Raw genomic sequence first — 23,501 nt, forward strand, 5'->3', positions numbered from 1 at the left:
GGTCGACCGGGGGGTGGGCAACCGTACAGACGCCAGCCCACGACGGACAAGGGGGCGCGAGATGACAGCATCCCGACCAACGGACGGATTTCCCCCCGGCGGCACCGAGGTGAGCCCCGAGCAGCGGATGCCGCTGTGGGGCGACGGCCGGGTGGCCGCGGCGAACTCCGACATCGAACCACTCGGCATCGACCCGGCGGAGTTGACCGAGGAGGACCTCATCCGCGAGATGGAGAGCCTGCACCGGACCCGGCTGGACACCCTGCGGCACGCCACCGACTCGGCGCTCGCCACCCACCTGCGGCGCACCGCGGAACTGGAGACCGAGTACCTGGCCCGGCATCCCGGTCGGGAGGTCGACCCGAACCGGCTCCGGGAGGGCTGATGGTCTACGCCGAGCGGGGGATCTCAGCACCACCAGAGGTGGTCTTCAACACCGCTACCGACCCGGACCGGAGTGCCGCCTGGCTGCCCGAGCCGCTGCGATCCGCCGTACGCGATGGCGACCTGGACGGGCTGCGGGCCCGCTGGCGTTCGCGCGACACGGACTGGACGGCGGAGCTGAAGGTGACACCGCAGGACACCGGCGGTACCCGGGCCGGGCTGGACCTGTCCGGTGCGGGCCAACCCGACCGGCTGGCCGACGAGGCGCTGGCGAACCTGGCCCGAGAGGTGGCCGACAACCTACAGGCCGGCTGACCGGCCGAGTCAAGCATCCAGAGCGTGATAAGGAGCCCGGGTGAGCTTGCTGAAACAGAAGGTGACCAGACTGCGCCAGGCGTACGCCCCGCACGAGCATCGCCCGTTGGGCGGGTACCTGGCCGCGATGGGCACCTACGCCGGGGTGGCGGGGGCGATCGCCGCCCTGGTCAAGGCGACCGGACGTACCGTGCCGGAGCGACCGGCCACCTCCGACGTGGTGCTCCTGTCGATCGCCACCCACAAACTCAGCCGGTTGCTGTCCAAGGACGCCGTGACCAGTCCGCTGCGGGCCCCCTTCACCCGCTACGACCACCCGATCGGCAGCGGGGAGGTGATGGAGCAGGTACGCGACTCCGGCAGCTCCACCCGGCACGCGATCGGCGAACTGCTCAGCTGCCCCTTCTGCCTGGCCGTCTGGGTGGCCACCGGGTTCACCGGGGGCCTGGTGCTGGCGCCCCGCCTGACCCGGCTGGTCGCCACCGCCCTGACCGCGGTGGCCGCCTCCGACTTCCTCCAGATGGGGTACGCGATGGCCCAGCAGGGCGCGGAGGGGCGGCACCACACCGAGCAGGAGTGAGCCGTACCGCGAGGAACAGCCGCCGGCCCGGTGATCCGTCCGGGCCGGCGGCGTCTGTTTCGAAGGCCGGTCAGCGCTGCATACCGGACCAGCCGCGGGGCGATTCCGGTTCCCGCTCGTCCTCGTCGGCGCCGGTCAGAATGTCGTCGTCGACCGCGGTGGTCTCATGTTCGTTGGCGAAATCCGCCTCGGGCAGGGTGTCCCTGCCCTCCGGGGGTTGGCCGAGGGCGGGCATCTCGTCGTGTTGGTCCTCGGTGGGCTGCGACATCACGGTCCTCTCCTGGTCGCCACTGGGTCGGCTGGTGCAGGGGTCGGCCGGTGCGGGGGTCAGCCCGCCGAGCCGCCCAGCAGGTCGGTCACCTCGTCGACCGCGTACTCGCCCTGGGGTAGCGCGTTCAGCCGGGCCAGCAGCTGCGCGGGCAGCTCCGCCGCGAGCGCGCGGCGGTAGATGTCCACCTGGCTGATCCGCTCCTGACCGTGGTAGAGCTCGTCGAGCAGCTCCTCCAGCGGTCGGGTGTCCACCGCCTCGACCTCGATCTCGTCCGGTACCGCGGCCAGGGAGCCCGGCAGGTCGGTGGTGGGTGGGTCGATCGCGGCGGTGTCGACCACCGGCACGTCGGCCAGTACGGCCTCCGGCAGGCGGGCCTGCGTCGTCGGCGCGGTGGGTGCCCCGGTCACGGGTACGTCGTCGGTCACCTCGGTGAGCTACCCGCGCCCCCTGCCCCCAAACACCCGTCCCGTCCCGCCCCCGCCCCGATCGACCTGAGCGGGGAGGGGCGTGCGGGGGTGTAGTCGTCAGGCGGGGGTGGGCAGGACGTGCGGGTCCGCGCTGGGACGGGTGGCCCGGCGGGCGCGTACCGCGGCGGCCAGTTCGGTGAGCACCTCGTCGGTGGTGTCCCAGCCGATGCAGGCGTCCGTGATCGACTGGCCGTAGGTCAGTTCCCGGGTGGGGTCGAGGTCCTGACGGCCGGGGACCAGGAAGCTCTCCAGCATGATCCCGACGATGCCCCGCTGCCCGGCGGCGATCTGCCCGGCCACGTCGGCGACCACGGCCGGCTGGTTGCGGTGGTCCTTGCCGCTGTTGGCGTGGCTGGCGTCCACCACCAGCCGTTCGGGCAGGCCGGCAGCGCGCAGCAGGTCCAGTGCCCCGACCACCGAGGCGGCGTCGTAGTTCGGTCGCCCGCCGCCACCGCGCAGCACCAGGTGACCGTCCGCGTTGCCCCGGGTGTGCATGATCGCCGGGGTGCCGGAGACATCGATGCCGGGGAAGACGTGGGGTACCCCGGCCGCCCGGATCGCGTCCACCGCGGTGGCGATGCTGCCGTCGGGGCGGTTCTTCATGCCGATCGGCATGGACAGCCCGGAGGCGAGCTGCCGGTGCACCTGGCTCTCCACCGTGCGGGCGCCGATCGCCCCCCAGGCCACCGTGTCGGCGATGTACTGCGGGGTGATCGGGTCGAGGAACTCGCAACCGACCGGAAGGCCGAGGCGTACCACGTCGAGCAGGAGGGCCCGGGCCAGCCGGAGGCCGGAGTTGACGTCGCCGGAACCGTCCAGCCCAGGGTCGTTGATCAGGCCCTTCCAGCCGACCGTGGAGCGCGGCTTCTCGAAGTAGACCCGCATCACCACTAACAGGTCCTCGGAGAGGCGGTCGGCCGCCGTACGCAGCCGGTGGGCGTACTCCAGGGCGGCGGCGGGGTCGTGCACCGAGCAGGGGCCGACCACCACGAGCAGGCGGTCGTCGACGCGGTCGAGCACCTGGGCGGTGGCGCGTCGGCCGGCGATCACAGCCGTGGCCAGGTCCTCGTCCAGGGGGAGTTCGTGGTGCAGCAGCGCCGGGGTGGTCAGCGGTACGACATGGTCGATTCGCTGATCGATGACGCGACGGTTGTCCGGGGTCGTCACGGTGGGCATCCTTTCGCCGACCGCACCCGGTGCCGGGACCCGGGACGAGCCGGCTGCTCGTAGGCAAAAGGGCAGGAAATCCATTCCTGCCCGGCCGGCTCGAAAACGGTGACGTCAGATCATGGTGAGGTCACCGGCTTACGAGCCGGCTGCCTAAACCATCGATACGACCGCGTCACGGCGCCAAGCCTACCCGACGGTGGGTGAGTGCTCACCCGCCGGGCGGCAAAGCCTTTCCTGGCATCACCTACGAGGTCCGTGGCCCGTTCCGCAGCTGACCGGACGAGTGGGGGGTGGGGCAGGGGGGTATGGGGGCAGTCATGAGTGACGCGAAGAGCGATCAGGAGCGAATCGAGTCCCGGGCACACCTGCTGCCCGAGGAGGCGGCTGCCGGCAGCGAGGATCCCGAGGCCCAGGCCGACGCGATCCTGACCGAGTCCGACATCCGGGAGGACAACCCGGCAGCCGCGCCGGACACCGTGCTGGAACGGCGTACCTCGGAGCAGACGGTGACCCCGATCGAGCCTCCCGACTGAGCCGAGGGTGGGGTGGGGCGCGGCACGCCCGCGTCCCGACCGCACCGGTCGGCGTAGATCGGATAGCGTCGGAGCCATGCCCGACAGCGGTTACCCCTGGCCCATCTCCACGACCCGACTCGACAACGGCCTACGTGTGGTGGTCAGCGAGGACCGCACCGCACCCGCGGTCGCGGTCAACCTCTGGTACGACGTCGGCTCGCGTCATGAGCCGATTGGACAGACCGGTTTCGCCCACCTGTTCGAGCACCTGATGTTCGAGGGCTCGGTGAATGTCGCGAAGACCGAGCACATGAAGCTGGTGCAGGGGGCGGGCGGTTCGCTCAACGCCACCACCAATCCGGATCGGACGAACTACTTCGAGACGGTCCCGGCCGAGCACCTGGAGTTGGCGCTCTGGCTGGAGGCCGACCGGATGGGCGGCCTGGTGCCGGCTCTGACCCAGGAGACGCTGGACAACCAGCGGGAAGTGGTCAAGAACGAGCGCCGGCAACGCTACGAGAACGTGCCCTACGGCGACGCATGGCTGCGGCTGCTGCCGCTGCTCTATCCGCCGGGGCATCCGTACCACCACGCCACCATCGGTTCGATGGCCGATCTGAACGCCGCCGACCTGGCCACCTTCCAGGCCTTCCACCAGACCTACTACGCACCGAACAACGCGGTGCTGACCGTGGTCGGTGACACCACCGTGGACGAGGTCGTCCGGCTGGCCGAGAAGTACTTCGGCGGCCTCGAGCCCCGGGCGGAGATCCCGCCGGCCCCGGACGGCCGCACCGTGCCGGCCACCGGGGTTCCGGCGGTCGAGGAAGTGGTCACCGAGGTGCCCGCACCCCGGGTGTACGTGGCACACCGGACCCACCCCTTCGGCAGCCCGGGCTACGACGTGGTGACCGTGCTGGCCACCGTCCTCGGCAGCGGTCGGGGCAGCCGGCTCTACCAGCGCCTGGCCGACGGCGAACGGATCGCCCAACCGGACCTCGTCGGGGCGTACGGGGTGGATCTGGCGCACGCCCCGGCACCCCTGATCGCCACCGCCACCGCCCGTCCCGGGATCGGCAGCGAGCGGCTGGCCGAGGGGCTGACCCAGGTGGTCGACGAACTGGCCACCGTGCCGGTCACCCCCACCGAACTGGATCGCGCCAAGGCGCTGCTGACGACCTCCTGGTGGCGACAGATGTCGACTGTGGACGGTCGGGCGGACGTGCTGGGCCGCTACGCCACCCAGTTCGGCGACCCGGCCACCGCGGCCGAGCGGCTGCCGGCCTGGCAGGCGGTCACCGCCGAGCAGATCGCCGAGGTGGCCGCCGAGGTGCTCGCCGCCGACGACCGGGTCACCCTGAGCTACCGCCCCGAGGTGAAGCTGTGAGCGCGAGGAGTGAGCGGCGCGGCCCGGTGGGACGCCGCGACCTGGCACCAGCGAGCCCCGCAGTCGCGAACGAAAGGTTGGCCCAGTGACTCTGATCGCCGAACGTCCCGGTCCGGGTGCGGCTCGTCCGTACCGGTTCCCGCAGGTGGTCCGTCGGACCGTGGCGGGCGGCCAGGTGATCGCCGCGCATCTGCCCGGGCAGAACCTGGCCGTGGCGGTGCTGCTGCTGGACGCGGGAGCGGGCCGGGAGCCGGTGGGCTCCGAAGGGCTGGGCGGGGTGCTGTCCAAGGCCCTGGAGGAGGGCACGAGTCAGCGGGACGCCACCGCGTACGCCCTGGCCATCGAGGCGCTCGGCACCGAACTGGTGACCGGGCTGGACTGGGACAGCTTCCAGGTCAGTGTGCAGGTTCCGGTGGAGCGGCTGGGCGCGGCCGTGGAACTGCTCGCCGAGGCGGTGCGTACCCCGAAGTTGGACCCGGACGATGTGCGGCGGGTCCGGGACGACGAGGCGACGGCGTTGCGGATGGACTGGGCCAACCCCGGCCCGCGCGCCGACGCGGTGCTGCGCGCCGACCTGTTCGGCATCGACAACCGGTGGGGCCGGCCGTTGTACGGGGACCCGGACTCGGTGGCCGCCCTGGACGTCGAGGATGTCACCGTCTTCCACTCGGAGTGGTTCATCCGCCCCGGCACCCTGGTGGTCGCCGGTGACCTGGACCGGATCGACCTGGACGCCCTCGCCGCGACGGCCTTCGCCGGCACCGGCGGTGGGCCGGTGGACCGGGGTGGGCCGATCGAGGTCCCGGTGCGTACCGGTCGTCGGATCATCCTGGTGGACCGACCCGGTTCGGTGCAGTCGACCCTGCGCCTGGGTCACCCCGGGCCACACCGGGGGCACCCGGACCATGTGCCGATCGTGCTGGCCGGCACGGTGCTCGGCGGTGCCTTCACCTCCCGGCTGAATCACCTGATCCGGGAGGTACGTGGCTACACGTACGGCATCCGGGGTGACTTCGCCTCCGCCCGCCGCTACGGCCGGTTCGCGGTCAGCTCCGGGGTGCAGACCGCGGTCACCGCGCCGGCCCTGGTGGAGTCGGTCGGGGAGATCGCCCGTACCCAGGCCGGTGGGGTGACCGAGGACGAGCTGGCGGTGGCCCGGTCCTGGCGGGCCGGACAACTGTCGGTGGAGTTGCAGAGCCCTCGGGCGATCGCCGGGGCCCTGACCACCCTGGCGGTGCACGACCTGCCGGACGACTACCACGCCCGGCTGCGCGAGGCCCTGCTCGACGCCGACGTGGCGCAGGTGTCGGCCGCCGCCGCCACCCATCTGTACCCGGAGGCGCTGACCCTGGTGGTGGAGGGGGACGCGGCACTCATCCGGGACGAACTGGTGGCCACCGGGCTGGGGGAGGTGATCGACCACGCGGAGGCGGAGACGATGTGATGTCGGTCGCCGATGGGTGGGAAAGCGTTCCCTGCCGCCCTGCCCGGCTGGGTAGCCTCGCGGGCATGAGGATCGGCATTGTGGGGGCCACCGGCCAGGTCGGTGGCGTCATGCGGCAGGTGTTGGCGGATCGGGAGTTCCCGGCGGAGCAGGTGCGGCTTTTCGCCTCGGCCCGCTCGGTCGGGCGTACCCTGCCGTGGCGGGGCGGGGAGGTGGCCGTCGAGGACGCGGCCACCTCGGACTACTCGGGGCTGGACATCGTCCTCTTCTCCGCCGGTAAGGGCACCGCCAAGGAGTTGGCCCCCCGGGTCGCCGCCGCCGGTGCGGTCGTCATCGACAACTCCTCGGCCTTCCGGACGGACCCGCAGGTGCCGCTGGTCGTCGCCGAGGTCAACCCGCACGCCATCGCCGTACGCCCCAAGGGCATCATCGCCAACCCGAACTGCACCACCATGGCCGCGATGCCGGTGCTGCGTCCGCTGCACGAGGAGGCGGAGCTGGTCAGCCTGGTCGTCTCGACCTACCAGGCGGTCTCCGGTGCCGGCCTGGCCGGCGTCGCCGAGCTGGACGAGCAGGTCCGCAAGGTGGCCGAGGGCGCTACCGGCCTGACCTTCGACGGTGCCGCGGTGGAGTTCCCCGCCCCGCGTTCGTTCGCCCGCCCGATCGCCTTCAACGTGCTGCCGCTCGCCGGTTCGATCGTCGACGACGGTTCGGCGGAGACCGACGAGGAGCAGAAGCTGCGCAACGAGAGCCGCCGGATCCTGGAGATCCCCGGCCTGAAGGTCTCCGGCACCTGTGTCCGGGTGCCGGTCTTCACCGGGCACTCGCTGCAGATCAACGCCCGGTTCGCCCGGCCGATCAGCCCGCAGCGCGCCACCGAGCTGCTCGACGGCGCCCCCGGTGTGGTGCTCAGCGAGGTGCCCACCCCGTTGCAGGCGGCCGGGCAGGACCCGACCTTCGTGGGCCGGATCCGGGCCGACGAGACCGTCGAGCACGGTTTGGCGCTGTTCTGCTCCAACGACAACCTGCGCAAGGGCGCCGCCCTCAACGCCGTGCAGATCGCCGAGCTGGTGGCCGCCGAACTCTAGCCATCCCCGGCCCCGGCCAGGTGCGTTACTGGTCGGGGCCCTCGGGTAGACGCATGGTCGCCCCTACACCGAGAGGGAGGCACCATGACAACGGTCGGAGAATTCATGACGACCCGGTTGGTGACCATGGACGGCAACGACACCCTTGTCGCGGCGGCTCAGGAGATGCGTGACTCCGCGATCGGCGACGTGGTGGTGACCGATGGCGACAGCGTGGTCGGCATCATCACGGACCGGGACATCACGATCCGAGCGGTGGCCGAGAACCTGGACCCGAACGCCACCCGGCTGCACCAGCTCACCACCAAGGACGTGATCACGGTCAGCCAGTACGACAATGTGATCTCCGCCGCCGACCTGATGCGTACCTACGCCGTACGGCGGCTGCCGGTGGTCGAGGACGGCCGGCTGATCGGTCTGGTGTCCATGGGTGACCTGGCGGTCGAGCGGGAACCCCAGTCCGTGCTGGCCGACGTCAGCGCCGACGAACCGAACAACTGACTCCGTACGCCCGCCGGCCGGCTCCCCGATCTTCCGGGGGGCCGGCTTTCGGCTGTTCCACCCCGCGCGTCGGGCGGGTCTCACCCGATTCGGGCGAGGTTGCCCGCCCACCAGCCGGGGACCCTGCTCGAACGGTGCGGGCAGGTCGCCGCGGGTACCTGACGCCGCCCGCACGGACCGGGACCTACCGACCGGGAGGGAGAGGCCCGATGGGGGAAGCGACCGTGCGGTTCTTCGAGGAACTCGACCAGCAGGGGTACGACCCCCTGTTGGCGAAGCTGTCCGGAACTCTGCGCCTGGACCTGCACGAGGGGCCGCAGACCACGCACTGGCTGATCCGGATCGACAGGGGTCGGGTGCGGATCAGCCGGGAGGACATGGTGGCGGACACGGTGGTCGGTACCAGCCCGGAACTGTTCGAGGACATGGTCCTCGGGCGGGAGAACGGGCTGGCCGCGTTGCTGCGGGGAGACATGACCATCACCGGTGACGCCCGCCTGGTCGTGCAACTGGATCGGATCCTCCCCGGGCCCCCGCACAGCCGGGGACCACGTCGCTACCGGAAGGAGGTGAGCTGACGGTGCGGAGCCAGACGGTGCGGATCCTGGACGGCAACACCTTCGTGGTGTCCGATGTCACCGGGGACATCGAGGCCACCCCGACCGAGCCGACCGGGCTCTTCTCCATCGACACCCGGTTCCTGTCCAAATGGCTGCTCACAGTCAACGGCGAGCGGCTCAACGCGCTCTCCTACGACGATCTCCAGTACTACGAGTCGCGCTTCTTCCTGGTGCCGGGGACGGCCACCCACTATGTCGACGCCAAACTGTCGATCATCAGGGAGCGGGCCGTCGGGGGCAGCTTCCGGGAGAGCATCACCATCCTCAACCACGACGAGAAGGCGGTCGACCTGGAGGTCCGGGTGGAGGCCGCCGCCGACTTCGCCGACCTGTTCGAGGTCAAGGACGAGATCCTGAACAAGAAGGGCGAGATGTACGTCGAGGCGGGTCCGGACCGGTTGCGGCTGGGCTACCGGCGGGGCAACTTCCGGCGAGAGACCGTCATCTCCTCCTCCGAGCCGGCGACCTACGACCGCAGCGGCTTCGCCTACCGGCTGCACCTGGAGCCGAACGAGCAGTGGAGCACCAGCATCGACGTGCAGACCCACGCCCTCGGTCCCGGCGGCCGGGACCTGCGGTTCGGGCTGCGGGTGCACGGCACCGAGCGGCTGGGCCTGCACCACGATCTCCAGGAGTGGATCGCCAAGGCCCCCAAGGTCAACAGCGAGCACGGCCAGGTCGCCGCCACCTACCAGCGGTGCCTGGTGGACCTGGCCGCGTTGCGGTTCACGCCGCTGTCGCTCGGCGGTCAGACCCTGCCCGCCGCCGGTCTGCCCTGGTTCATGACCATGTTCGGTCGGGACAGCATCCTGACCTGCCTGCAGACCCTGCCGTTCACGCCGGAGCTGAGCGTGACCACGTTGCGGATCCTGGCCGCCCTTCAGGGCGCCCGGTTCGACGACTTCCGTGAGGAGGATCCGGGGCGGATCCTGCACGAGATGCGCTACGGCGAGAGCGCGGCGTTCGAGGAGCAGCCCCACTCGCCCTACTACGGCTCGGTGGACGCCACCCCGCTGTTCGTGGTGCTGCTCGACGAGTACGAGCGGTGGAGCGGCGACGGCGCGCTGGTCCAGGAGTTGGAGCAGGAATGTCGTCGGGCGTTGCGGTGGATCGACGAGTGCGCCGACCTGGTCGGCAACGGCTACATCTGGTATGAGCGGCGCAACACCGACACCGGCCTGGAGAACCAGTGCTGGAAGGACTCCTGGGACTCCATCTCGTACGCCGACGGCACCCTGCCGCCCTTTCCCCGGGCCACCTGCGAGGTGCAGGGTTACGCGTACGACGCGAAGCTGCGCGCGGCCCGGCTGGCCCGCATGTTCTGGGACGACCCGGAGTACGCGGAGCGGTTGGAGCGGGAGGCCGGCGAGCTGAAGGAGCGGTTCAACCGGGACTGGTGGGTGGCGGACGGGGGCTACTACGCGCTGGCCCTGGACCCGGACGGCCGGCAGTGCGACGTGCTCAGCTCCAACATCGGCCACCTGCTGTGGAGCGGCATCGTCGCCGAGGAGCGTGCCGAACAGGTCGCCGCGCACCTGGTCGGTGACCGACTCTTCACCGGCTGGGGGGTGCGGACCCTGGCCGAGGGGGAGGTCCGGTACAACCCCATCGGCTACCACAACGGCACGGTGTGGCCCTTCGACACCTCCTTCTGCGCCTGGGGCCTGCGCCGCTACGGCTTCGCCGAGGAGGCCGCCACCCTGGCCAGCGGGATCCTGGACGCCGCCCGGTACTTCGACGGCCGGTTGCCGGAGGCCTTCGGTGGCTATCCGCGTGAGCAGACCAAGTTCCCGGTGGAGTACCCCACGGCGTGCAGCCCGCAGGCCTGGTCGACCGGGGCCCCGCTGCTGCTGCTGCGCACCATGCTGGGTCTGGAGCCGCACGGCGGGCACCTGACGGTGGAGCCGCGGCTGCCGGTGGGCATGGGGCGGATCGAGGTGCTGGACATCCCGGGACGCTGGGGGCGGGTGGACGCCTTCGCCCGTGGCCGCCTCGATCTGCACCGTCTCGCCGACTGACGGCTGGTCGGCCAGGGTGGTCGGGACCACCTGCGCCCGACCGTGGTCCCTACCCGCGCGTAACCTACGCGTTGTAAAGTTGGCATATGCCGGAACTCGTGTACCCGCCAGTGATCGCCGCTGCCAAGACCATGTTCCGGGTGCTCGACCTGCGGCTGAACGTGGAAGGCAGCCACCATGTGCCCCGTACCGGCGGGGCGGTCATGGCCAGCAACCACGTCAGCTACCTGGACTTCATCTTCTGCGGGCTGGGTGCCCTGGAATCCCGGCGGCTGGTCCGCTTCATGGCCAAGGAGTCCGTGTTCCGGCACCGGGTGTCCGGCCCGCTGATGCGCGGGATGCGGCACATCCCGGTGGACCGGGGCGCCGGTGCCGAGTCGTACGCCGCCGCCCTCACCGCCCTGCGCGCCGGCGAGGTGGTCGGGGTCTTCCCGGAGGCGACCATCAGCCGATCCTTCACCGTCAAGGAACTCAAGAGCGGTGCCACCCGGATGGCCGGCGAGGCGGGCGTCCCGCTGCTGCCGGTGGCGCTGTGGGGCACCCAGCGGCTGTGGACCAAGGGGCGTCCCCGCACCCTCACCCGCCGACACACCCCGATCACCATCCTGGTCGGCGAACCCCTGGACCCGGCCGGCTATCCGGACCCCGCGGCGATGACCGCCGACCTGAAGATCCGGTTGTCGGAGCTGGTCGACCGGGCCCAGCGGCAGTACCCGGACCAGCCGGCCGACCCCGAGGACCGGTGGTGGCTGCCGGCCCACCTCGGCGGCACCGCGCCGACCCCGGAGCAGGCCGCCGCCCTGGATGCCGCCGAGCGCCAGGCCCGGACGCGCTGACCGCCTTCGGCGGCCCTACCGGTGGCCGGAGGCCGCGTCGTACCGCACCCGCTCGGCACTGCGGCGACGGTAGTAGTCGTCCCGGGAGCGGAACTCGACCGGCAGTGACCCGGGCAGGATCACCCGGGGCTGACCGGGGTGGGGCGAGACCATGGCGTGCCGCGACAGCGCGTCCCGCTCCGGCGGCGACAGGTCCACCAGTTCGGGACGGGTCAACCGGAAGGTGGCGACCGCCCGGCGGATCTCCTGGCTCAACCGCTCGATCTGCGGGTACGACCCGATCAGCGCCAGCGCCGGCTGCTGGATGGTGCGCAACGCGTCGCAGACCACCAGCAGCTGGGCCGCCGAGCCCGCACCGGCGGCCGACAACTCCAGCCGGGACGGCCACTGCCAGCGGATCTGCCCGCTGACCAGGGTCGAGGCCCTCCGTCGCGGCCGGGCGCCGACGACGGCCAGGTGCGGGGTGCTGCCGACGTACACCAGCCGATGGTCGGTGACGGTCACGGTGACCGTGTGGGGCAGCGCCCAGGTCCGCCGGGCCTCGGTGGGGCCGAGCAGGTGGCCGGCCACCTTCACCTGGTGCCGGGCGAGCACCCACTCATCACTGGCCGGGATCAACTCATGTCGCCGGTCCAGGGTCGGGCCGGTGTCGTCCGCCGCGTCGAAGCGGTGCGGCGCGACGAAGAAAGGGGACGCGTCATCGTGCATCCTGACGAACCTCCGGTGCAGACGGCATCTGTACATGAGCCTCGCCCAGTGCCACCTGCGGTGTCATGACGCCCGTTAGGGGGTCGGCCACTCGGCCGACGCCTGCGACCGGTAGATGCCGATCTCCTCCGGTCGGATGAGACCGTCCTCGATCGCCCGGGCCAACAGGGCCGCCTTAGTGGCCGCCGGCCTACCCATCCGGCTGTATTTGATCCGCGCACGGTCGACGTACTGCTTGACGGTGTGCTCGCTGATCCGCATCCGTCGAGCGACCGAGGCCTTGGACATCGACTGGAACCACAGCAGCAGCGCCTCACGTTCCTTGTCCGACAGCACCGGTCGGCCCGGCCGCGAGTCGCCGACCATCGCCCCGGCCAGTGCGGGCGCCACGTACGGGCGGTCGCTGGCCGCGGCCAGCACGGTCGCCACGCAGTGCTGCCGTCCCTCGTGCTTGGCGAGGAAGGCCACCGCTCCGGCGTCCAGCGCGGCGAGCATGGTCGGCGGATCCGAGTGCTCCGAGTAGACCACCACCCGTCTGCCGGTGGCGCTGAGCTCGGCCAGCTTGTCCAGCACGAGGCGGCCGTGCAGCCGCAGGTCGAGCAGGACGACATCGGCATGGGGGGCGGCCCGCAGCACCGCGTCGGGATCGTCGCCGGTGGCCAGTACGGTCAGCCGCGGCTCGACGGCCAGCCAGGCGCGGATCCCGTCGATGACCACGGGGTGGTCGTCGACGATCGCCACCCCGACGGGCCGCCCCGGCGTCATCGACGCCAGCGGGTCTGCGTCCATCTGATCTCCCCGTCCCGTTCGTAGAGGTGCTCCACCTGCTCGTCCTGCTCCGGTGGTAGCCCGGTGGTGTCCGGGCCGGGCCGGTCCGGGACGACCAGGCTGACCACCACCTCCTCCGGGCCGGCGACGATGGTCAGCCGCGCCCAGTCCCGCTCGTCGGCGAGGGTGCTGGTGAGCGGTTCGGCCAGCCGACGACGAACCTGCACCGGAAGTGCTGGTGGTGTACCGATTGTGACAAGATCGATCGACAGGCCCTCGCGCTCGGCCAGGTCGGCTGCCGCCCGCAGTTCGTGCAGCAGCGGATGGGGCACGTCGTCGGATTCGACGATCAGCCGCCGCAGCCGGGCCGCAGCCCGTACGCACCGGCGCTGGACCTGCGGGTCGGAGGGATCGGCCCGGCCCTGAGCCAACTCGATCAACACCTCGGTGGCGGCCTCACTGGCCACGGCCAGCCGATCGTGCCGTTCCCTGCGGGCCTGCTCGGCGGCTTCCTGTTCGGCCTGCATCACATTGGCCGCGGCGGCGCTGGCCGCCCGGTCCCGGGAGAGCAGCCCGAGCGCCCGGGCCCCGGCGAAGACCGCCACCGGCAGCGACGAGGTGCCGTAGAGCGCCATCGCGGCGCGAGCCAGGTCGGCCGCCCCGGTGGCGTCGTACCAAACGACTGCGGCCAGCGCGGTGACCCCGTGCGCGGCCAGCAGGGCGAGCAGCCACCGCACCGGCCGGCCCCAGAGCACCACCAGGAAGAACCAGGCCAGGGTGCCCCAGACCCAGTTGGCCGGGCCGAACAGGTGCGCGCGTCCCACCGCGGCGAACACCGCCACGTCGACCGCCAGCAGCAGCCCGGCCAGCGGAGGCAGCGGCAACGGGTTGTCCCGCAACAGCCGGACCCCGGCCAGCAGCCCGACGGCCGCCACCAGCAGCCATCCGCCGAGCACCACCTGGGGTACGGCCAGTTCCGTACGGGTGCCCAGCACGGCGGGCAACGCGATCGCCAGGTGCCAGACCAGCGCGATGGTGACCGCCACGATCCGAGCACCCCGGTCGGAGATGCGGGCCACCGCAGCGGCTGCCTGCCCCACCCCGACCTTCACCGCCGTGGTCGCCGCCCTGCCGTCGTACGCGCCGGTGGTGGGCATGACGGCCGGGGAGAGGCGGACCGCCTCCGGGTCAGCCGACATCGGACCACTCCAGCCGGATCCGGGTGCCCTGTCCGGGGGCGGAGTCCACCTCGGCCCGGCCGCCGATGCCGGCCATCCGGCCGATGATGGACTCGCGCAGCCCGTACCGGTGGGCGGGGACGGTGGCCGGGTCGAAGCCCGGGCCCTCGTCGCGGACCTCGACCACCACCTGGCCGGCGCGGCTGCGCAGGCGCAGCGTGGTGGCGGCACCGGGGGCGTGCCGGGCCGCGTTGGCCAGCGCCGCGTGGGCGCTCTCCGCGATCACCTCGGCGACCGCGGCCGGGATGGTGCACGGCGGCAGGTCCGCGTTGACCGGCAGGCTCGGCAGGCGGGCGAGAACCTCCCGCAGCCGTTCGTCCAGCCGCCGGGTGGCGTCCGCCGGCACCGACCGGGCCTCGGCCAGGGTGGCCAGGGTACGCAGGTCGGCGGCGCACCGCTCGCGCAGTGCCGTCGAGGGGCCGCTGACCACCCCCTGTCCGACCATGGTCAAGGTGGCCAGGACGGTGTCGTGCAGGTCCCGGTTCTGCTGGCGTTCCGCCTCCCGGGCGGTACGGGCGACCAGTGCGGCCCGGGAGGCGCGCTGGGCGGCCACGAAGTCGGCGTCCGCCCGCGCCATCCGGCGGCGCATCACCGCGGTCAACATCGCGGTGCAGGCGGTCTGGGCCAGCAGGGTGGCCGCGTGGGCCCGAGCCTCGGTGGGATTGCCGGCCACCTGGGCGCCGGTCGCGTAGGCCACGGTGACCAGCAACCCCGCCGGGATCGACCAGCGGGCCGGGGCGGTGGCCTGGGTATTGATCACAGTGGCGCTGGCCAGCACCGCGATCCAACTGGCCTCTCCGGGCAACACCTCCGGCGCGACGAGCACCGGGATCGCCAGGCAGGCGGCCACGGTGAGCGCGACTTCCCCGAAGATCAGGGGTGCGCCGATGCCGTGGTGCCAGGCGCGGGCGGCGTACCAGATCGACCAGGCGGTCAACACCGCCACCGCCGGCACGAGCAGTTCGGTGTGCACCGGTGGGGTACGCACGGCGAGGGCCACCACCGCACAGACCAGCCCGCAGGTGAGTCGCAGCAGTGCCGGTAACCGGGTGAAGACGAAGGCGAAGGCCCCGGTCGCCGGAGGGTCGACTGTGGAGTGCGGTGCGGTCAGTGGGGCCAGTGCCGGCATCGGGTGAAGGCGTCCTTCGCGACAAACGACCCGATCCGGGTACGCGCTGAGAAATCGACGCCGGAGAATAACATAATGCGACCGTGGGAGTGACGTTCGGTTTCGGCGGCGGAGTGTCGAACCCGCCCGTCAGGAGACGATTCGCCGCAGGTTGTTGATCGTGGCCTCGGTTCGCGGGCGGCCCGGACCTGACGTAATATGCATTGATCAATCTCGATGTGTCAGGGGGTGGCATGAAGATCCGACTCGCAGTCGGAACCGCACTCACCGCCGGTCTGGTAGCCGGCAGTGTCGGCCTCGCCGGGTTGGCCGGCGCGGTCCCGGGTGCCGAAGGTCCGTCCGCTGCGGTTGCCGCCGGGGCGCCGGCAGCGCTCGCCGTCGGCGATTTCGACTTCTCCCGGCCGGAAACGGTCGCCACCGGGCTCCAGGTGCCCTGGGGGATGGACTTCCTCCCGGACGGTAGCGCGTTGGTGGCCCAACGTCCCACCGGGCAGATCGTCCGGGTGCGACCGGGTCAGCAGCCCGAAGCGGTCGTCCAGATCTCCGGGGTGAGTCCCACGAGTGAGGGAGGCCTGCTCGGTCTGGCGGTCTCCCCGACCTACGCCCAGGACGGCTGGATCTACGTCTACTTCACCTCCGCGACCGACAACCGGATCTCCCGCTTCCGGTTGACCGCCCCGCAGACCCAGCAGACCATCCTCACCGGGCTGACCCGGGCGTCGATCCACAACGGCGGCCGGATCGCCTTCGGGCCGGACGGCATGCTCTATGTCGGGGTCGGTGACGCCGGACAGACCTCCACCGCGCAGAACCCGCAGAGCCGAAACGGCAAGATCCTGCGGATCCGGCCGGACGGCACGGTGCCGCCGGACAACCCGATCGCGGGTTCGCCCGTCTACAGCCTCGGCCACCGGCACGTGCAGGGGCTGGCCTGGGACGCCCAGGGACGCCTGTACGCCACCGAGTTCGGCCAGAACACCTGGGACGAGGTCAACCTGATCGTGGCGGGCGGCAACTACGGCTGGCCCACCGTCGAGGGTCGGGCCGGCGACCCGCGCTTCCGGGACCCGCTGATCACCTGGACCCCCGCCGAGGCCTCACCGAGCGGCGCCACCATCGCCGGGGACCGGCTCTTCGTGGCCGCCCTGCGCGGCAACCGGCTGTGGAACGTGCCGCTGACCGGATCCGGGTCGGTGGGCACCCCGACCGCGGAACTGGTCGGCGCCTACGGTCGACTGCGGACGGTGGAATACGGCCCCGACGGCTGGCTCTGGGTCACCACCAGCAACCGCGACGGCCGGGGCACCCCGGCGGCAAGTGACGACCGGATCCTGCGCTTCCCGCCCCGGGACACCACCCCGCCGCCCACCACGCCCCCGCCGACCACGCCTCCGCCGACCACGCCGCCGCCCACCTCCGGGCCGGCGGCCTGCACGGTGAGTTGGACGGTCAACCAGTGGAACACCGGCTTCACCGCCGAGGTACGGGTCACCAACCGGGGCGCCGCCCTCAACGGTTGGACCCTGACCTGGTCGTTCAGCGGTAACCAGCAGGTCACCGGAGGATGGAACGCCGAGATCACCCAGTCCGGGCGTACCGTGACCGCACGCAATGCCGGGTGGAACGCCGCCCTGCCGACGAACGGCACGGTGAGCTTCGGCTTCCAGGCCACCTACTCCGGCACCAACAACAGTCCCAGCGACTTCCGCCTCAACGGCACGACCTGTCAGGTCGGCTGACGTACTCTCGTGCGGCCCAGCCCGCCACCGCCCGGTCGGCGGTGCGGGCCGGGCCGCACCCTGTTGCCCACCTTGGACAGTCGATGTGACGGCGGTCACGCCAAATCGGGACCCGAGTCCGGTACGCCGGTCGTCTTACCGGGTGTGAGAGCAGGCATGGACACCGCTGACGAGGGAGAACTCGTACGCCGGATCGCCCGTGGAGATCGGCGGGCGTTCGACGAGCTCTACCGGCGTACCGCACCGTGGCTGGAGGTGCGCCTACGTCGCCGGTGCGCCGATCCCGACCTGGTCGCCGAGGTGTTGCAGGACACCTACCTGACCGTGTGGCGGGCTGCGGGCAGCTTCGCCGGCCGCGGGGGCGGTGGGGCGCGGGGCAGCGCGGTGGGCTGGCTGTGGACGATCGCCGCCCACCACCTGGTCGACGCGTTCCGCCGCCGGGCCCGCCGGGCCCAGCGACCGCAGGTACCCCTCATGCCGGCCACCGCCCCCGCGGCGGAGGACGAGGTGATGGCCGCCCGGGTCGGGCAGGAGTTGGAACAGGCCCTGCTCACGCTGCCGGCCGAGGTACGTGCCGCGCTGCGGGCCACGGTCCTCGACGGACTCTCCTCCCGCGAGGCGTCGGTGCTGCTCGGCGTACCGGAGAACACCGTCAAATCCCGGGTCCGCCGAGCGCGGATCGCCCTGCGGGAGGCCCTGTCATGAGCACCCACGTCTCCCTGTCGCAGCTCGACCGGTACGCCGCCGGGGATCCCGCCCTCGACGAGCCCAGCGTCTGGGCGATCGAGGTGCACCTTGAGGAGTGCGCCGACTGCCGGGCCCGGTTGGCCGGTACCACCACCGGCGACAGCCGGGCGGTGATCGAGCGGGTCGCGGCCGGCCTGGCCCGGGAGATCGCCGCGTCACCGGCTCCGGACACCCGTACCCGGCCCTGGTCGGTGCTGCGTCACCGGTGGCTGGTCGGCACCCTGGCGCCCTGGCTGGCGATGACCGCCGCAGTGATCGCCTGCGCCGCCCTGCTCAGCGGGCTGCGGACCGAACTGCCCTCCCTGGTGCTGCTGATCGCACCGCTGGCCCCGCTGCCCGGGGTGGCGGTCGCCTGGCACCGCCGGGCCGATCCGGCCTGGGAACTGGTCGCCGCCACACCCGCCGCCGGTCTGACCACCCTGCTGCGGCGTACCGCTGTGGTGTTGGCCTTCGTCATTCCCGGGCTCGCCGTCGCCGGTGCCGGGACCGGGGTGTCGTTGGCGCTGGTCCTGCTGCCCTGCCTGGCCTTCACGGTCGCCACCCTCCTGCTGGGAACCATCGTCGGCGTACGGCGAGCCGCGATCGGGCTGATCCTGACCTGGACGGTCGTCGTGGTCGCACCCAGCCTGGCCACCGCCCGGCTGCCGGTGCTCCTGGAACCGGAAAGCGCCACCGTGTGGGCGCTGGCCACGGCGGTCCTGACCGTCGGCGCGATCCTCCGGGTCAACGGATTCCGGCGGCTGTCCCACCACGACTAGGCGAACCCGCCGACCACCGAACTGAGAAGAGACGATGATGCGTGCCCTGAGTACGGCCGAAACGGCCCCCACCACCCATCCCTGGGTGATCCACGCGGAGGGCCTGCGGGTCCGCGCCGGACGGCACCTGGCCGTCGACGGCCTGGACCTGACCCTGAACCCCGGGGTGCACGGGCTGCTCGGCCCCAACGGTGCCGGGAAGACCACCCTGATGCGGGCCCTGGCGACCGTCTTGGCCCCGTCCGGCGGTCGGCTGACCCTGCTCGGGCAACCGGTCGACGGCCGCGCCGACCTGCGAGCGGTGCGCCGCACCCTCGGCTACCTGCCACAGCACTTCGGCTTCTACCCCCGGTTCACGGTGCGGGAGTTCGTCGCGTACATGGCCTGGCTCAAGGAGCTGCCCAAGGCGCGCATTCCCGCCGCCGTGCAACGGTCCATCGACCGGGTAGGGCTGACCGCCAAGGCCGACGCCCGACTCAAGACCCTCTCCGGCGGCATGTTGCGCCGGGCCGGCATAGCGCAGGCCATCGTCAACGACCCGCAGATCCTGCTGCTCGACGAGCCGACCGTCGGCCTGGACCCGGAACAGCGACTGGACTTCCGCGAGCTGCTGCGGGAACTCGGCACCGACAGTTGCGTGCTGGTCTCCACCCACCTGGTTGAGGACGTGGCGGCGGCCTGTACGGACGTCCTGCTGGTCAACGAGGGCCGGCTGGAGTGGCAGGGCACCCCGGAGACGCTGATCGCCCAGGGCGGCCAGGAGTACGCCGGCGACAGCGCGGCCGAACGCGGCTACACCACCATCCTGCGCCGCAGCCGTACGGAGGCCGGCCGATGAGCATCCTCGGAATCGAGATACGTCGCTCAGCCGCCCTCGGCGCGGCCCTGGCCACGGTGGTGATCGGGGTCGGCGCGCTCTATGGCGCAACCGGCCGCTGGTCGAGTGGCTGGATGCCGCTGGCCATGACCATCCGGGAGTACCTGCTCCTGCTGTGGCCGCTGGCCCTGGCCGCCGGTGCCTGGCAGGGCCGCCGGGAGCACCGGGCGAAAGTCGGCGAACTGTTCACCACCACCGCCCGACCCCGCGCCCAGCGGATGCTGCCGGTCCTCGGTGCGATGGCCATCACCCTCGCGGTCGCCTACCTGCTGGTGACCGGGGCGGGCATCATCGGGATCATCACCACCGCCCAGCACCTGCCCGTGCTGAACTTCGCCGTCGTGACCGGGGTCGGTGCGCTGTCCCTGATCGCCGCGGTATGGCTCGGCCTGGGCATCGGGCGCATGCTCCCCGCCCTGGTGACCGCCCCCGCGCTGGCGGTGGCCGGCGTCCTGCTGGTCTTCCTCAGCGCCGTCCGGCTGGACGACTGGCTGGCCGCGGCGCTCACCCCGGTTCACGGATCGAGCACGTTCCACGCCTATCAGACGATCGACAACCGGGTCAGCGGTGCGCTCGCGATCTCGATGGCCGCGCTCGCCGTCACCGGCCTGCTGCTGTTCGTGGCCGGTGGCTGGCGTGCCCGTACGGCGGCGGTGGTGCCGTTGGCGCTCGGGCTCACCGTGGCGATCGTGGTCGTACCCCGGGATCGAGACGTACTGAACGGGCCGGTCGATCCGGCCGCGCGGGAGTTGGTCTGTACCGACGACACCCCGACGGTGTGCGTCAGTCGGATGCACGCCAACGTGCTCGACGCGCTGACCCCGTTGGCCCGGGAGGGCCTGACGGTGCTGGCGAAACTGCCGAACGCACCGACCGCCGTGCACGAGGACACCCACCTGTACGTGCTCGACGAGGTCAGGCCGCCCCAGGGCCATGCCGTCACGATCCCGATCCGGATCGACAAACGCGGCGGTCTCGCCCACCCGAACGCCGTGCTTCCCGAGATCGTCAAAGGGCTGGGAGTCTCGTACGACCTGCAGTGCCAGAACCGCGATGAGGTGGTCGAACGTGCGGCGGCCTACTGGCTCCTGGGTCGTGAGCCACAGTCGGATGTCGAAGTGATTCCTGGAATGATCTTCGAGGATCCAGAGATCAACGCCGAGGCGGTCATGCTGTGGCAGGGTCTGCGTGAGCTGCCCGACGACGAGGCGCTGGCCCGGGTCACGGCGGTCCGTGACGCCCTCCTGGTCTGCGCGGGCATCAGCGGGATCCTGCCCGGGAGCGCCCGGTGACCTGGGCGATGCTCTACCTGCGCTCGCGGCGCGTACCCCTGGCTCTGGCTGCGGCCCTCGGCGGCGCGACACTGGTCTGGGCCCTGCACCTGGCCTTTGCCGAGGAGCGGGAGATCGCCCCGACGGCGGTCGTCATGACCGTCCTGCTGATGGTCGCGGTGCTGGCACCGACCCTCGCCGGCCCGGACGACGACCTGGACCGGACCGCCTCGATGCGCTGGCCCTGGCGACGCGCGGCACACCTGCTCGCCGTACTGCTTGTCGCGCTCGGGGTCCTGCTCGTCACCCGGTACACCGGCGCCCGGTTCGGGCCGGTCGCCCTGGTGGTCCGCGACGCCGCCGGCCTGCTCGGGCTGACCGCGCTCTGCGCGACAGTGGTCGGTGCCGCCCGGTCGTGGTTCCTGCCGCTGGGCTGGACCACCGTCGCGGCCCTCTATCCGATGACCGGCACCTGGGGAGCCGCCGCGACCTGGCAGAGCCAGCCACCCGACAACGGCACCGCCACCCTTGTCGCCGCGATACTCGCCCTGGGCGGCCTGGTCACCTACTCGCTCGTCGGCCCGGCCCGCCGGGAGGTGTCTGAGAACCTCTGAATCGGTGGCGGCGTGCACCGCTGTGGAACGATGCCGGCTGTGACAGAGCTTGGGCGTGTCGTCGTACGCCGCCCTCACGGGTTCTGGCGCGACCATCTGCGGGCGTACGAACTGGTCGTCGACGGGCAGCCGTACGGCAGGGTCCGTCGCGGTGAGGAAGTCCGTTTCGAGGTCACGCCCGGTCGACACTGGGCGCAGGCCCGGATCGACTGGACCGGCAGCCCGCGCCTGACGTTCGACGCTGCGCCCGGTGACGAAGTGGTCCTTCAGGTGGAGCCGGCAGGCAACTCCTTCATGCTGTGGCAGCTGCTCGGCAGTACGAGCTACCTGCGGCTCACGCGCGTGGCGTAGGAAGGTGGCCATAGGGCTGTGGGGTTCGGCCTTGGTAGCAGTTTCGGGGAATGTGCTGTCTCGCCGGCTGCTGGGGCAGCATTCTCCCCGAAGTTGTGTGGATCTCGACCGTGCCGGGCGGACCGTTTGAGCGATCGGCATATGAGGGCTCGTGGAGAGCAGGTTCCGCCCAAATCTGGATGCGCTAACCGCGGAGATCGCTGTCTGGGCTAGCGATCTTTCTCTGCTCGTCGTCCTCGACTACACCCCTTGACGTGTGTCGCTGAGCTGGATCGTTGGCAGGACTGTGCTGCTCGGCTGTGACGCTCGGCGCGGTCGTTTGTGCCGCTATGCCTCCGAGTGACGTTCGGTGACGTACGTCCCGCGCTGCGGCATGGTCATGACCAACCCTCGCTCCCGCAGCAGTGCGATGGCGGCGCGGACCGTACCGCGCGCCACGCCGTACTCCTGCTGTAGCCGGAGTTCGCTCGGCAGCGGCTTGAGTGGCTGCAACTCACCCGACTCGATGCGCTTGGCGATCAGGTCAGCGAGCTGCACGTACAGGGGTATCGGCGAGAACTGATCAACCATCGACTCAACCTACGTACGACCAGTAAGGCCGAGTCGTCAGGTAGGTGCTAAACCTACTAGACAAGCTGAACCTCCTGTACTTCTTGGACCAGTCGCATTACCTTTTGCGTGAGCCGTAAACCAACGGAGAGGGATGAGATGCTCACGCTGCGCCCGTTGATCACGCGTGCCCTGCGCCAGTTGGTGGGGCGTCCGGCGGCCTCCCCGCCCCTGGACCGCACTGGCCCTGCCACCGCCTACCCGAATCGCACGGGCGCGTGGGCTCCCGGCGCTCTCACCTGGAACAGCCAGACGAGTCACTACTACCTGCACTCTGGCCCGCTGATGACCCTTGCCGCCGAGTGGCGGTCATCCGGAAAGGCGTGGCGGCTGTGATCGAGCGCCGTCGCCAAGTGCCATTCCTGGTGCAGTCGGCTTGGTACTGCCTGGACTACCACCGCCATAGCCGGTGCTGGAAGTGCAAGGACACCGGCTTCTGCCCGATGACAGAGGCGGCGCGCAACCGGATCAGGGCTTGGCGCAGGTTCCGCCATCTATGGGGCTGGCGATGAGCCCCCAGCTACCTGAGGCGGGCGATCTGGTGCACGTGACCCGCGCGGCCAGCGTGCAGTTCATCAAGCCGATCATGTTCCGGGTCATCCGGGTACTCGATGACTGGACCAGGACCACCTATGACGGGTGGTGCTGGCTCGACGGATACGAACTGAATGCCAAGGGTGACGCGGTGGCCCGACGGTCGATATTCGTGCAGCCAGCCGGGCTGCAGACACAGCACTCCGCCCCCACCCCCCGCGGGCCGATGCGGTCGGTTGCCATCCCGAACGGGCGCCAAGTTCGCCGCTCCGCCGGGGTGCCGGCCGCCCCGCAGCGCCGGGCGACGCCGGCTCGGCGTACGGCTGGCCACGGGTGACGCGGTGGGCCGAGGTGGGTCGGGGACGGCTCGAAGATCAGAGGCTGGTGCTTCCCGTCATAGATATGTGCGCCCGGCAGGATTCGAACCTGCGGCCTTGGGATTAGAAGTGGTATTCACGTATCTATCTCTAGTTTCAGTGGTTGCTCTAGTACGGCAGCCGCCGTTCGGGATCATGGCTGGAGTTCGAGGTTGAGGCGGCGTGTGTAGTGGGATTGTCGGGCT

27 protein-coding genes are annotated in these 23,501 nt (G+C 71.3%); 19 read left to right on the forward strand and 8 right to left on the reverse strand.

Going from position 1 to position 23,501, the window contains the following annotated elements; all coding sequences use genetic code 11:
- Positions 1-61: 61 nt before the first annotated feature.
- From ACLQ2T_RS11045 to ACLQ2T_RS11055, 3 genes are read left to right on the forward strand one after another with little or no spacing between them, the layout of a single operon-like run.
- Positions 62-385 carry a DUF6158 family protein gene (locus ACLQ2T_RS11045; RefSeq protein ID WP_425765887.1) on the forward strand — a complete coding sequence of 108 codons (324 nt, stop codon included), beginning with the start codon at positions 62-64 and terminating at the stop codon, positions 383-385.
- Positions 385-699, forward strand: coding sequence for an SRPBCC family protein (locus tag ACLQ2T_RS11050; RefSeq protein ID WP_425765888.1), 315 nt, complete (start codon positions 385-387; stop codon positions 697-699). Before ACLQ2T_RS11045 ends, ACLQ2T_RS11050 begins: the two co-directional genes overlap by 1 nt.
- A gap of 40 nt (positions 700-739) precedes the next feature.
- Positions 740-1,279, forward strand: a complete 540-nt coding sequence (locus tag ACLQ2T_RS11055; RefSeq protein ID WP_425765889.1) for a DUF1360 domain-containing protein — start codon at positions 740-742, stop codon at positions 1,277-1,279.
- Positions 1,280-1,349: 70 nt separating this feature from the next.
- Here ACLQ2T_RS11055 and ACLQ2T_RS11060 read toward each other — a convergent pair whose 3' ends face one another.
- The 3 genes from ACLQ2T_RS11060 to ACLQ2T_RS11070 form a co-directional block, all read right to left on the reverse strand.
- Positions 1,350-1,547 (reverse strand): hypothetical protein, encoded by a 198-nt coding sequence (locus ACLQ2T_RS11060; RefSeq protein WP_425765935.1) that lies wholly within the window; start codon positions 1,545-1,547, stop codon positions 1,350-1,352.
- A 59-nt stretch (positions 1,548-1,606) separates the two neighbouring features.
- Positions 1,607-1,837 carry a hypothetical protein gene (locus tag ACLQ2T_RS11065; RefSeq protein ID WP_425765936.1) on the reverse strand — a complete coding sequence of 77 codons (231 nt, stop codon included), beginning with the start codon at positions 1,835-1,837 and terminating at the stop codon, positions 1,607-1,609.
- 237 nt (positions 1,838-2,074) lie between these two features.
- Positions 2,075-3,193, reverse strand: coding sequence for a 3-deoxy-7-phosphoheptulonate synthase (locus ACLQ2T_RS11070; protein ID WP_425765890.1), 1,119 nt, complete (start codon positions 3,191-3,193; stop codon positions 2,075-2,077).
- A gap of 311 nt (positions 3,194-3,504) precedes the next feature.
- Here ACLQ2T_RS11070 and ACLQ2T_RS11075 point away from each other — a divergent pair, with 311 nt between their 5' ends.
- From ACLQ2T_RS11075 to ACLQ2T_RS11110, 8 genes are all read left to right on the forward strand, one after another.
- Positions 3,505-3,720, forward strand: coding sequence for a hypothetical protein (locus tag ACLQ2T_RS11075; protein WP_327024405.1), 216 nt, complete (start codon positions 3,505-3,507; stop codon positions 3,718-3,720).
- Between the two features lie 76 nt (positions 3,721-3,796).
- The gene (locus ACLQ2T_RS11080; RefSeq protein ID WP_425765891.1) at positions 3,797-5,089 is read left to right on the forward strand and encodes a M16 family metallopeptidase; all 1,293 of its coding nucleotides are present in this window, start codon (positions 3,797-3,799) and stop codon (positions 5,087-5,089) included.
- A gap of 85 nt (positions 5,090-5,174) precedes the next feature.
- Entirely contained in the window at positions 5,175-6,533 is a 1,359-nt protein-coding gene (locus tag ACLQ2T_RS11085) for a M16 family metallopeptidase (RefSeq protein WP_425765892.1), read from the forward strand.
- A gap of 65 nt (positions 6,534-6,598) precedes the next feature.
- On the forward strand, positions 6,599-7,621 hold the full coding sequence (locus ACLQ2T_RS11090; protein ID WP_425765893.1) for an aspartate-semialdehyde dehydrogenase: 1,023 nt from the start codon (positions 6,599-6,601) through the stop codon (positions 7,619-7,621).
- A gap of 84 nt (positions 7,622-7,705) precedes the next feature.
- A complete protein-coding gene (locus ACLQ2T_RS11095; protein ID WP_425765894.1) occupies positions 7,706-8,122 on the forward strand; it encodes a CBS domain-containing protein in 417 nt (138 codons plus the stop codon).
- Between the two features lie 209 nt (positions 8,123-8,331).
- The gene (locus ACLQ2T_RS11100; RefSeq protein WP_425765895.1) at positions 8,332-8,700 is read left to right on the forward strand and encodes an SCP2 sterol-binding domain-containing protein; all 369 of its coding nucleotides are present in this window, start codon (positions 8,332-8,334) and stop codon (positions 8,698-8,700) included.
- 2 nt (positions 8,701-8,702) lie between these two features.
- Positions 8,703-10,760: a glycogen debranching N-terminal domain-containing protein gene (locus ACLQ2T_RS11105; protein WP_425765896.1), complete on the forward strand. Its 2,058-nt coding sequence runs from the start codon at positions 8,703-8,705 to the stop codon at positions 10,758-10,760.
- Positions 10,761-10,846: 86 nt separating this feature from the next.
- Positions 10,847-11,596 (forward strand): lysophospholipid acyltransferase family protein, encoded by a 750-nt coding sequence (locus ACLQ2T_RS11110; protein ID WP_425765897.1) that lies wholly within the window; start codon positions 10,847-10,849, stop codon positions 11,594-11,596.
- A 15-nt stretch (positions 11,597-11,611) separates the two neighbouring features.
- Here ACLQ2T_RS11110 and ACLQ2T_RS11115 read toward each other — a convergent pair whose 3' ends face one another.
- The 4 genes from ACLQ2T_RS11115 to ACLQ2T_RS11130 all read right to left on the reverse strand — a co-directional run bounded on the left by ACLQ2T_RS11115 (position 11,612) and on the right by ACLQ2T_RS11130 (position 15,439).
- A complete protein-coding gene (locus tag ACLQ2T_RS11115; protein ID WP_425765898.1) occupies positions 11,612-12,304 on the reverse strand; it encodes a hypothetical protein in 693 nt (230 codons plus the stop codon).
- A gap of 75 nt (positions 12,305-12,379) precedes the next feature.
- The gene (locus ACLQ2T_RS11120) at positions 12,380-13,093 is read right to left on the reverse strand and encodes a response regulator (protein WP_425765899.1); all 714 of its coding nucleotides are present in this window, start codon (positions 13,091-13,093) and stop codon (positions 12,380-12,382) included.
- Positions 13,066-14,271 (reverse strand): hypothetical protein, encoded by a 1,206-nt coding sequence (locus ACLQ2T_RS11125; RefSeq protein ID WP_425765900.1) that lies wholly within the window; start codon positions 14,269-14,271, stop codon positions 13,066-13,068. The genes ACLQ2T_RS11120 and ACLQ2T_RS11125 overlap by 28 nt, the downstream gene beginning before the upstream one ends.
- Positions 14,261-15,439, reverse strand: coding sequence for a sensor histidine kinase (locus ACLQ2T_RS11130; RefSeq protein WP_425765901.1), 1,179 nt, complete (start codon positions 15,437-15,439; stop codon positions 14,261-14,263). Before ACLQ2T_RS11130 ends, ACLQ2T_RS11125 begins: the two co-directional genes overlap by 11 nt.
- Positions 15,440-15,672: 233 nt before the next feature.
- Between ACLQ2T_RS11130 and ACLQ2T_RS11135 the strand changes: the two genes are divergently transcribed.
- From ACLQ2T_RS11135 to ACLQ2T_RS11165, 7 genes are all read left to right on the forward strand, one after another.
- A complete protein-coding gene (locus ACLQ2T_RS11135; protein WP_425765902.1) occupies positions 15,673-17,178 on the forward strand; it encodes a PQQ-dependent sugar dehydrogenase in 1,506 nt (501 codons plus the stop codon).
- 156 nt (positions 17,179-17,334) lie between these two features.
- Positions 17,335-17,883 carry an RNA polymerase sigma factor gene (locus tag ACLQ2T_RS11140; RefSeq protein ID WP_425765903.1) on the forward strand — a complete coding sequence of 183 codons (549 nt, stop codon included), beginning with the start codon at positions 17,335-17,337 and terminating at the stop codon, positions 17,881-17,883.
- Positions 17,880-18,683, forward strand: a complete 804-nt coding sequence (locus ACLQ2T_RS11145; RefSeq protein ID WP_425765904.1) for a hypothetical protein — start codon at positions 17,880-17,882, stop codon at positions 18,681-18,683. Before ACLQ2T_RS11140 ends, ACLQ2T_RS11145 begins: the two co-directional genes overlap by 4 nt.
- 34 nt (positions 18,684-18,717) lie before the next feature.
- Positions 18,718-19,521 carry an ABC transporter ATP-binding protein gene (locus tag ACLQ2T_RS11150; protein WP_425765905.1) on the forward strand — a complete coding sequence of 268 codons (804 nt, stop codon included), beginning with the start codon at positions 18,718-18,720 and terminating at the stop codon, positions 19,519-19,521.
- Positions 19,518-20,852: a hypothetical protein gene (locus ACLQ2T_RS11155; protein ID WP_425765906.1), complete on the forward strand. Its 1,335-nt coding sequence runs from the start codon at positions 19,518-19,520 to the stop codon at positions 20,850-20,852. The genes ACLQ2T_RS11150 and ACLQ2T_RS11155 overlap by 4 nt, the downstream gene beginning before the upstream one ends.
- Positions 20,849-21,445: a hypothetical protein gene (locus ACLQ2T_RS11160; RefSeq protein WP_425765907.1), complete on the forward strand. Its 597-nt coding sequence runs from the start codon at positions 20,849-20,851 to the stop codon at positions 21,443-21,445. The genes ACLQ2T_RS11155 and ACLQ2T_RS11160 overlap by 4 nt, the downstream gene beginning before the upstream one ends.
- A 39-nt stretch (positions 21,446-21,484) precedes the next feature.
- Entirely contained in the window at positions 21,485-21,796 is a 312-nt protein-coding gene (locus tag ACLQ2T_RS11165; protein ID WP_425765908.1) for a hypothetical protein, read from the forward strand.
- Between the two features lie 327 nt (positions 21,797-22,123).
- Here ACLQ2T_RS11165 and ACLQ2T_RS11170 read toward each other — a convergent pair whose 3' ends face one another.
- Entirely contained in the window at positions 22,124-22,366 is a 243-nt protein-coding gene (locus ACLQ2T_RS11170; RefSeq protein ID WP_425765909.1) for a GntR family transcriptional regulator, read from the reverse strand.
- A gap of 547 nt (positions 22,367-22,913) precedes the next feature.
- Between ACLQ2T_RS11170 and ACLQ2T_RS11175 the strand changes: the two genes are divergently transcribed.
- Positions 22,914-23,276 carry a hypothetical protein gene (locus ACLQ2T_RS11175; RefSeq protein ID WP_425765910.1) on the forward strand — a complete coding sequence of 121 codons (363 nt, stop codon included), beginning with the start codon at positions 22,914-22,916 and terminating at the stop codon, positions 23,274-23,276.
- Positions 23,277-23,501 lie beyond the last annotated feature (225 nt).

The organism is Micromonospora sp. DT229 (assembly GCF_049844505.1).
In the GTDB taxonomy this organism is placed as follows: Bacteria; Actinomycetota; Actinomycetes; order Mycobacteriales; family Micromonosporaceae; genus Micromonospora.

What these genes read in the sequence shown, in the direction of transcription:
- ACLQ2T_RS11050 (WP_425765888.1), top strand. Translation starts at nt 385, where the DNA reads ATGGTCTACGCCGAGCGGGGGATCTCAGCACCACCAGAGGTGGTCTTC.
- ACLQ2T_RS11110 (WP_425765897.1), top strand. Translation starts at nt 10,847, where the DNA reads ATGCCGGAACTCGTGTACCCGCCAGTGATCGCCGCTGCCAAGACCATG.
- ACLQ2T_RS11120 (WP_425765899.1), bottom strand. Translation starts at nt 13,093, where the DNA reads ATGGACGCAGACCCGCTGGCGTCGATGACGCCGGGGCGGCCCGTCGGG.
- ACLQ2T_RS11140 (WP_425765903.1), top strand. Translation starts at nt 17,335, where the DNA reads ATGGACACCGCTGACGAGGGAGAACTCGTACGCCGGATCGCCCGTGGA.
- ACLQ2T_RS11145 (WP_425765904.1), top strand. Translation starts at nt 17,880, where the DNA reads ATGAGCACCCACGTCTCCCTGTCGCAGCTCGACCGGTACGCCGCCGGG.
- ACLQ2T_RS11175 (WP_425765910.1), top strand. Translation starts at nt 22,914, where the DNA reads ATGAGCCCCCAGCTACCTGAGGCGGGCGATCTGGTGCACGTGACCCGC.
- ACLQ2T_RS11150 (WP_425765905.1), top strand. Translation starts at nt 18,718, where the DNA reads ATGATGCGTGCCCTGAGTACGGCCGAAACGGCCCCCACCACCCATCCC.
- ACLQ2T_RS11095 (WP_425765894.1), top strand. Translation starts at nt 7,706, where the DNA reads ATGACAACGGTCGGAGAATTCATGACGACCCGGTTGGTGACCATGGAC.
- ACLQ2T_RS11170 (WP_425765909.1), bottom strand. Translation starts at nt 22,366, where the DNA reads ATGGTTGATCAGTTCTCGCCGATACCCCTGTACGTGCAGCTCGCTGAC.
- ACLQ2T_RS11125 (WP_425765900.1), bottom strand. Translation starts at nt 14,271, where the DNA reads ATGTCGGCTGACCCGGAGGCGGTCCGCCTCTCCCCGGCCGTCATGCCC.
- ACLQ2T_RS11090 (WP_425765893.1), top strand. Translation starts at nt 6,599, where the DNA reads ATGAGGATCGGCATTGTGGGGGCCACCGGCCAGGTCGGTGGCGTCATG.
- ACLQ2T_RS11115 (WP_425765898.1), bottom strand. Translation starts at nt 12,304, where the DNA reads ATGCACGATGACGCGTCCCCTTTCTTCGTCGCGCCGCACCGCTTCGAC.
- ACLQ2T_RS11045 (WP_425765887.1), top strand. Translation starts at nt 62, where the DNA reads ATGACAGCATCCCGACCAACGGACGGATTTCCCCCCGGCGGCACCGAG.
- ACLQ2T_RS11130 (WP_425765901.1), bottom strand. Translation starts at nt 15,439, where the DNA reads ATGCCGGCACTGGCCCCACTGACCGCACCGCACTCCACAGTCGACCCT.
- ACLQ2T_RS11080 (WP_425765891.1), top strand. Translation starts at nt 3,797, where the DNA reads ATGCCCGACAGCGGTTACCCCTGGCCCATCTCCACGACCCGACTCGAC.
- ACLQ2T_RS11060 (WP_425765935.1), bottom strand. Translation starts at nt 1,547, where the DNA reads ATGTCGCAGCCCACCGAGGACCAACACGACGAGATGCCCGCCCTCGGC.
- ACLQ2T_RS11135 (WP_425765902.1), top strand. Translation starts at nt 15,673, where the DNA reads ATGAAGATCCGACTCGCAGTCGGAACCGCACTCACCGCCGGTCTGGTA.
- ACLQ2T_RS11100 (WP_425765895.1), top strand. Translation starts at nt 8,332, where the DNA reads ATGGGGGAAGCGACCGTGCGGTTCTTCGAGGAACTCGACCAGCAGGGG.
- ACLQ2T_RS11075 (WP_327024405.1), top strand. Translation starts at nt 3,505, where the DNA reads ATGAGTGACGCGAAGAGCGATCAGGAGCGAATCGAGTCCCGGGCACAC.
- ACLQ2T_RS11155 (WP_425765906.1), top strand. Translation starts at nt 19,518, where the DNA reads ATGAGCATCCTCGGAATCGAGATACGTCGCTCAGCCGCCCTCGGCGCG.
- ACLQ2T_RS11070 (WP_425765890.1), bottom strand. Translation starts at nt 3,193, where the DNA reads ATGCCCACCGTGACGACCCCGGACAACCGTCGCGTCATCGATCAGCGA.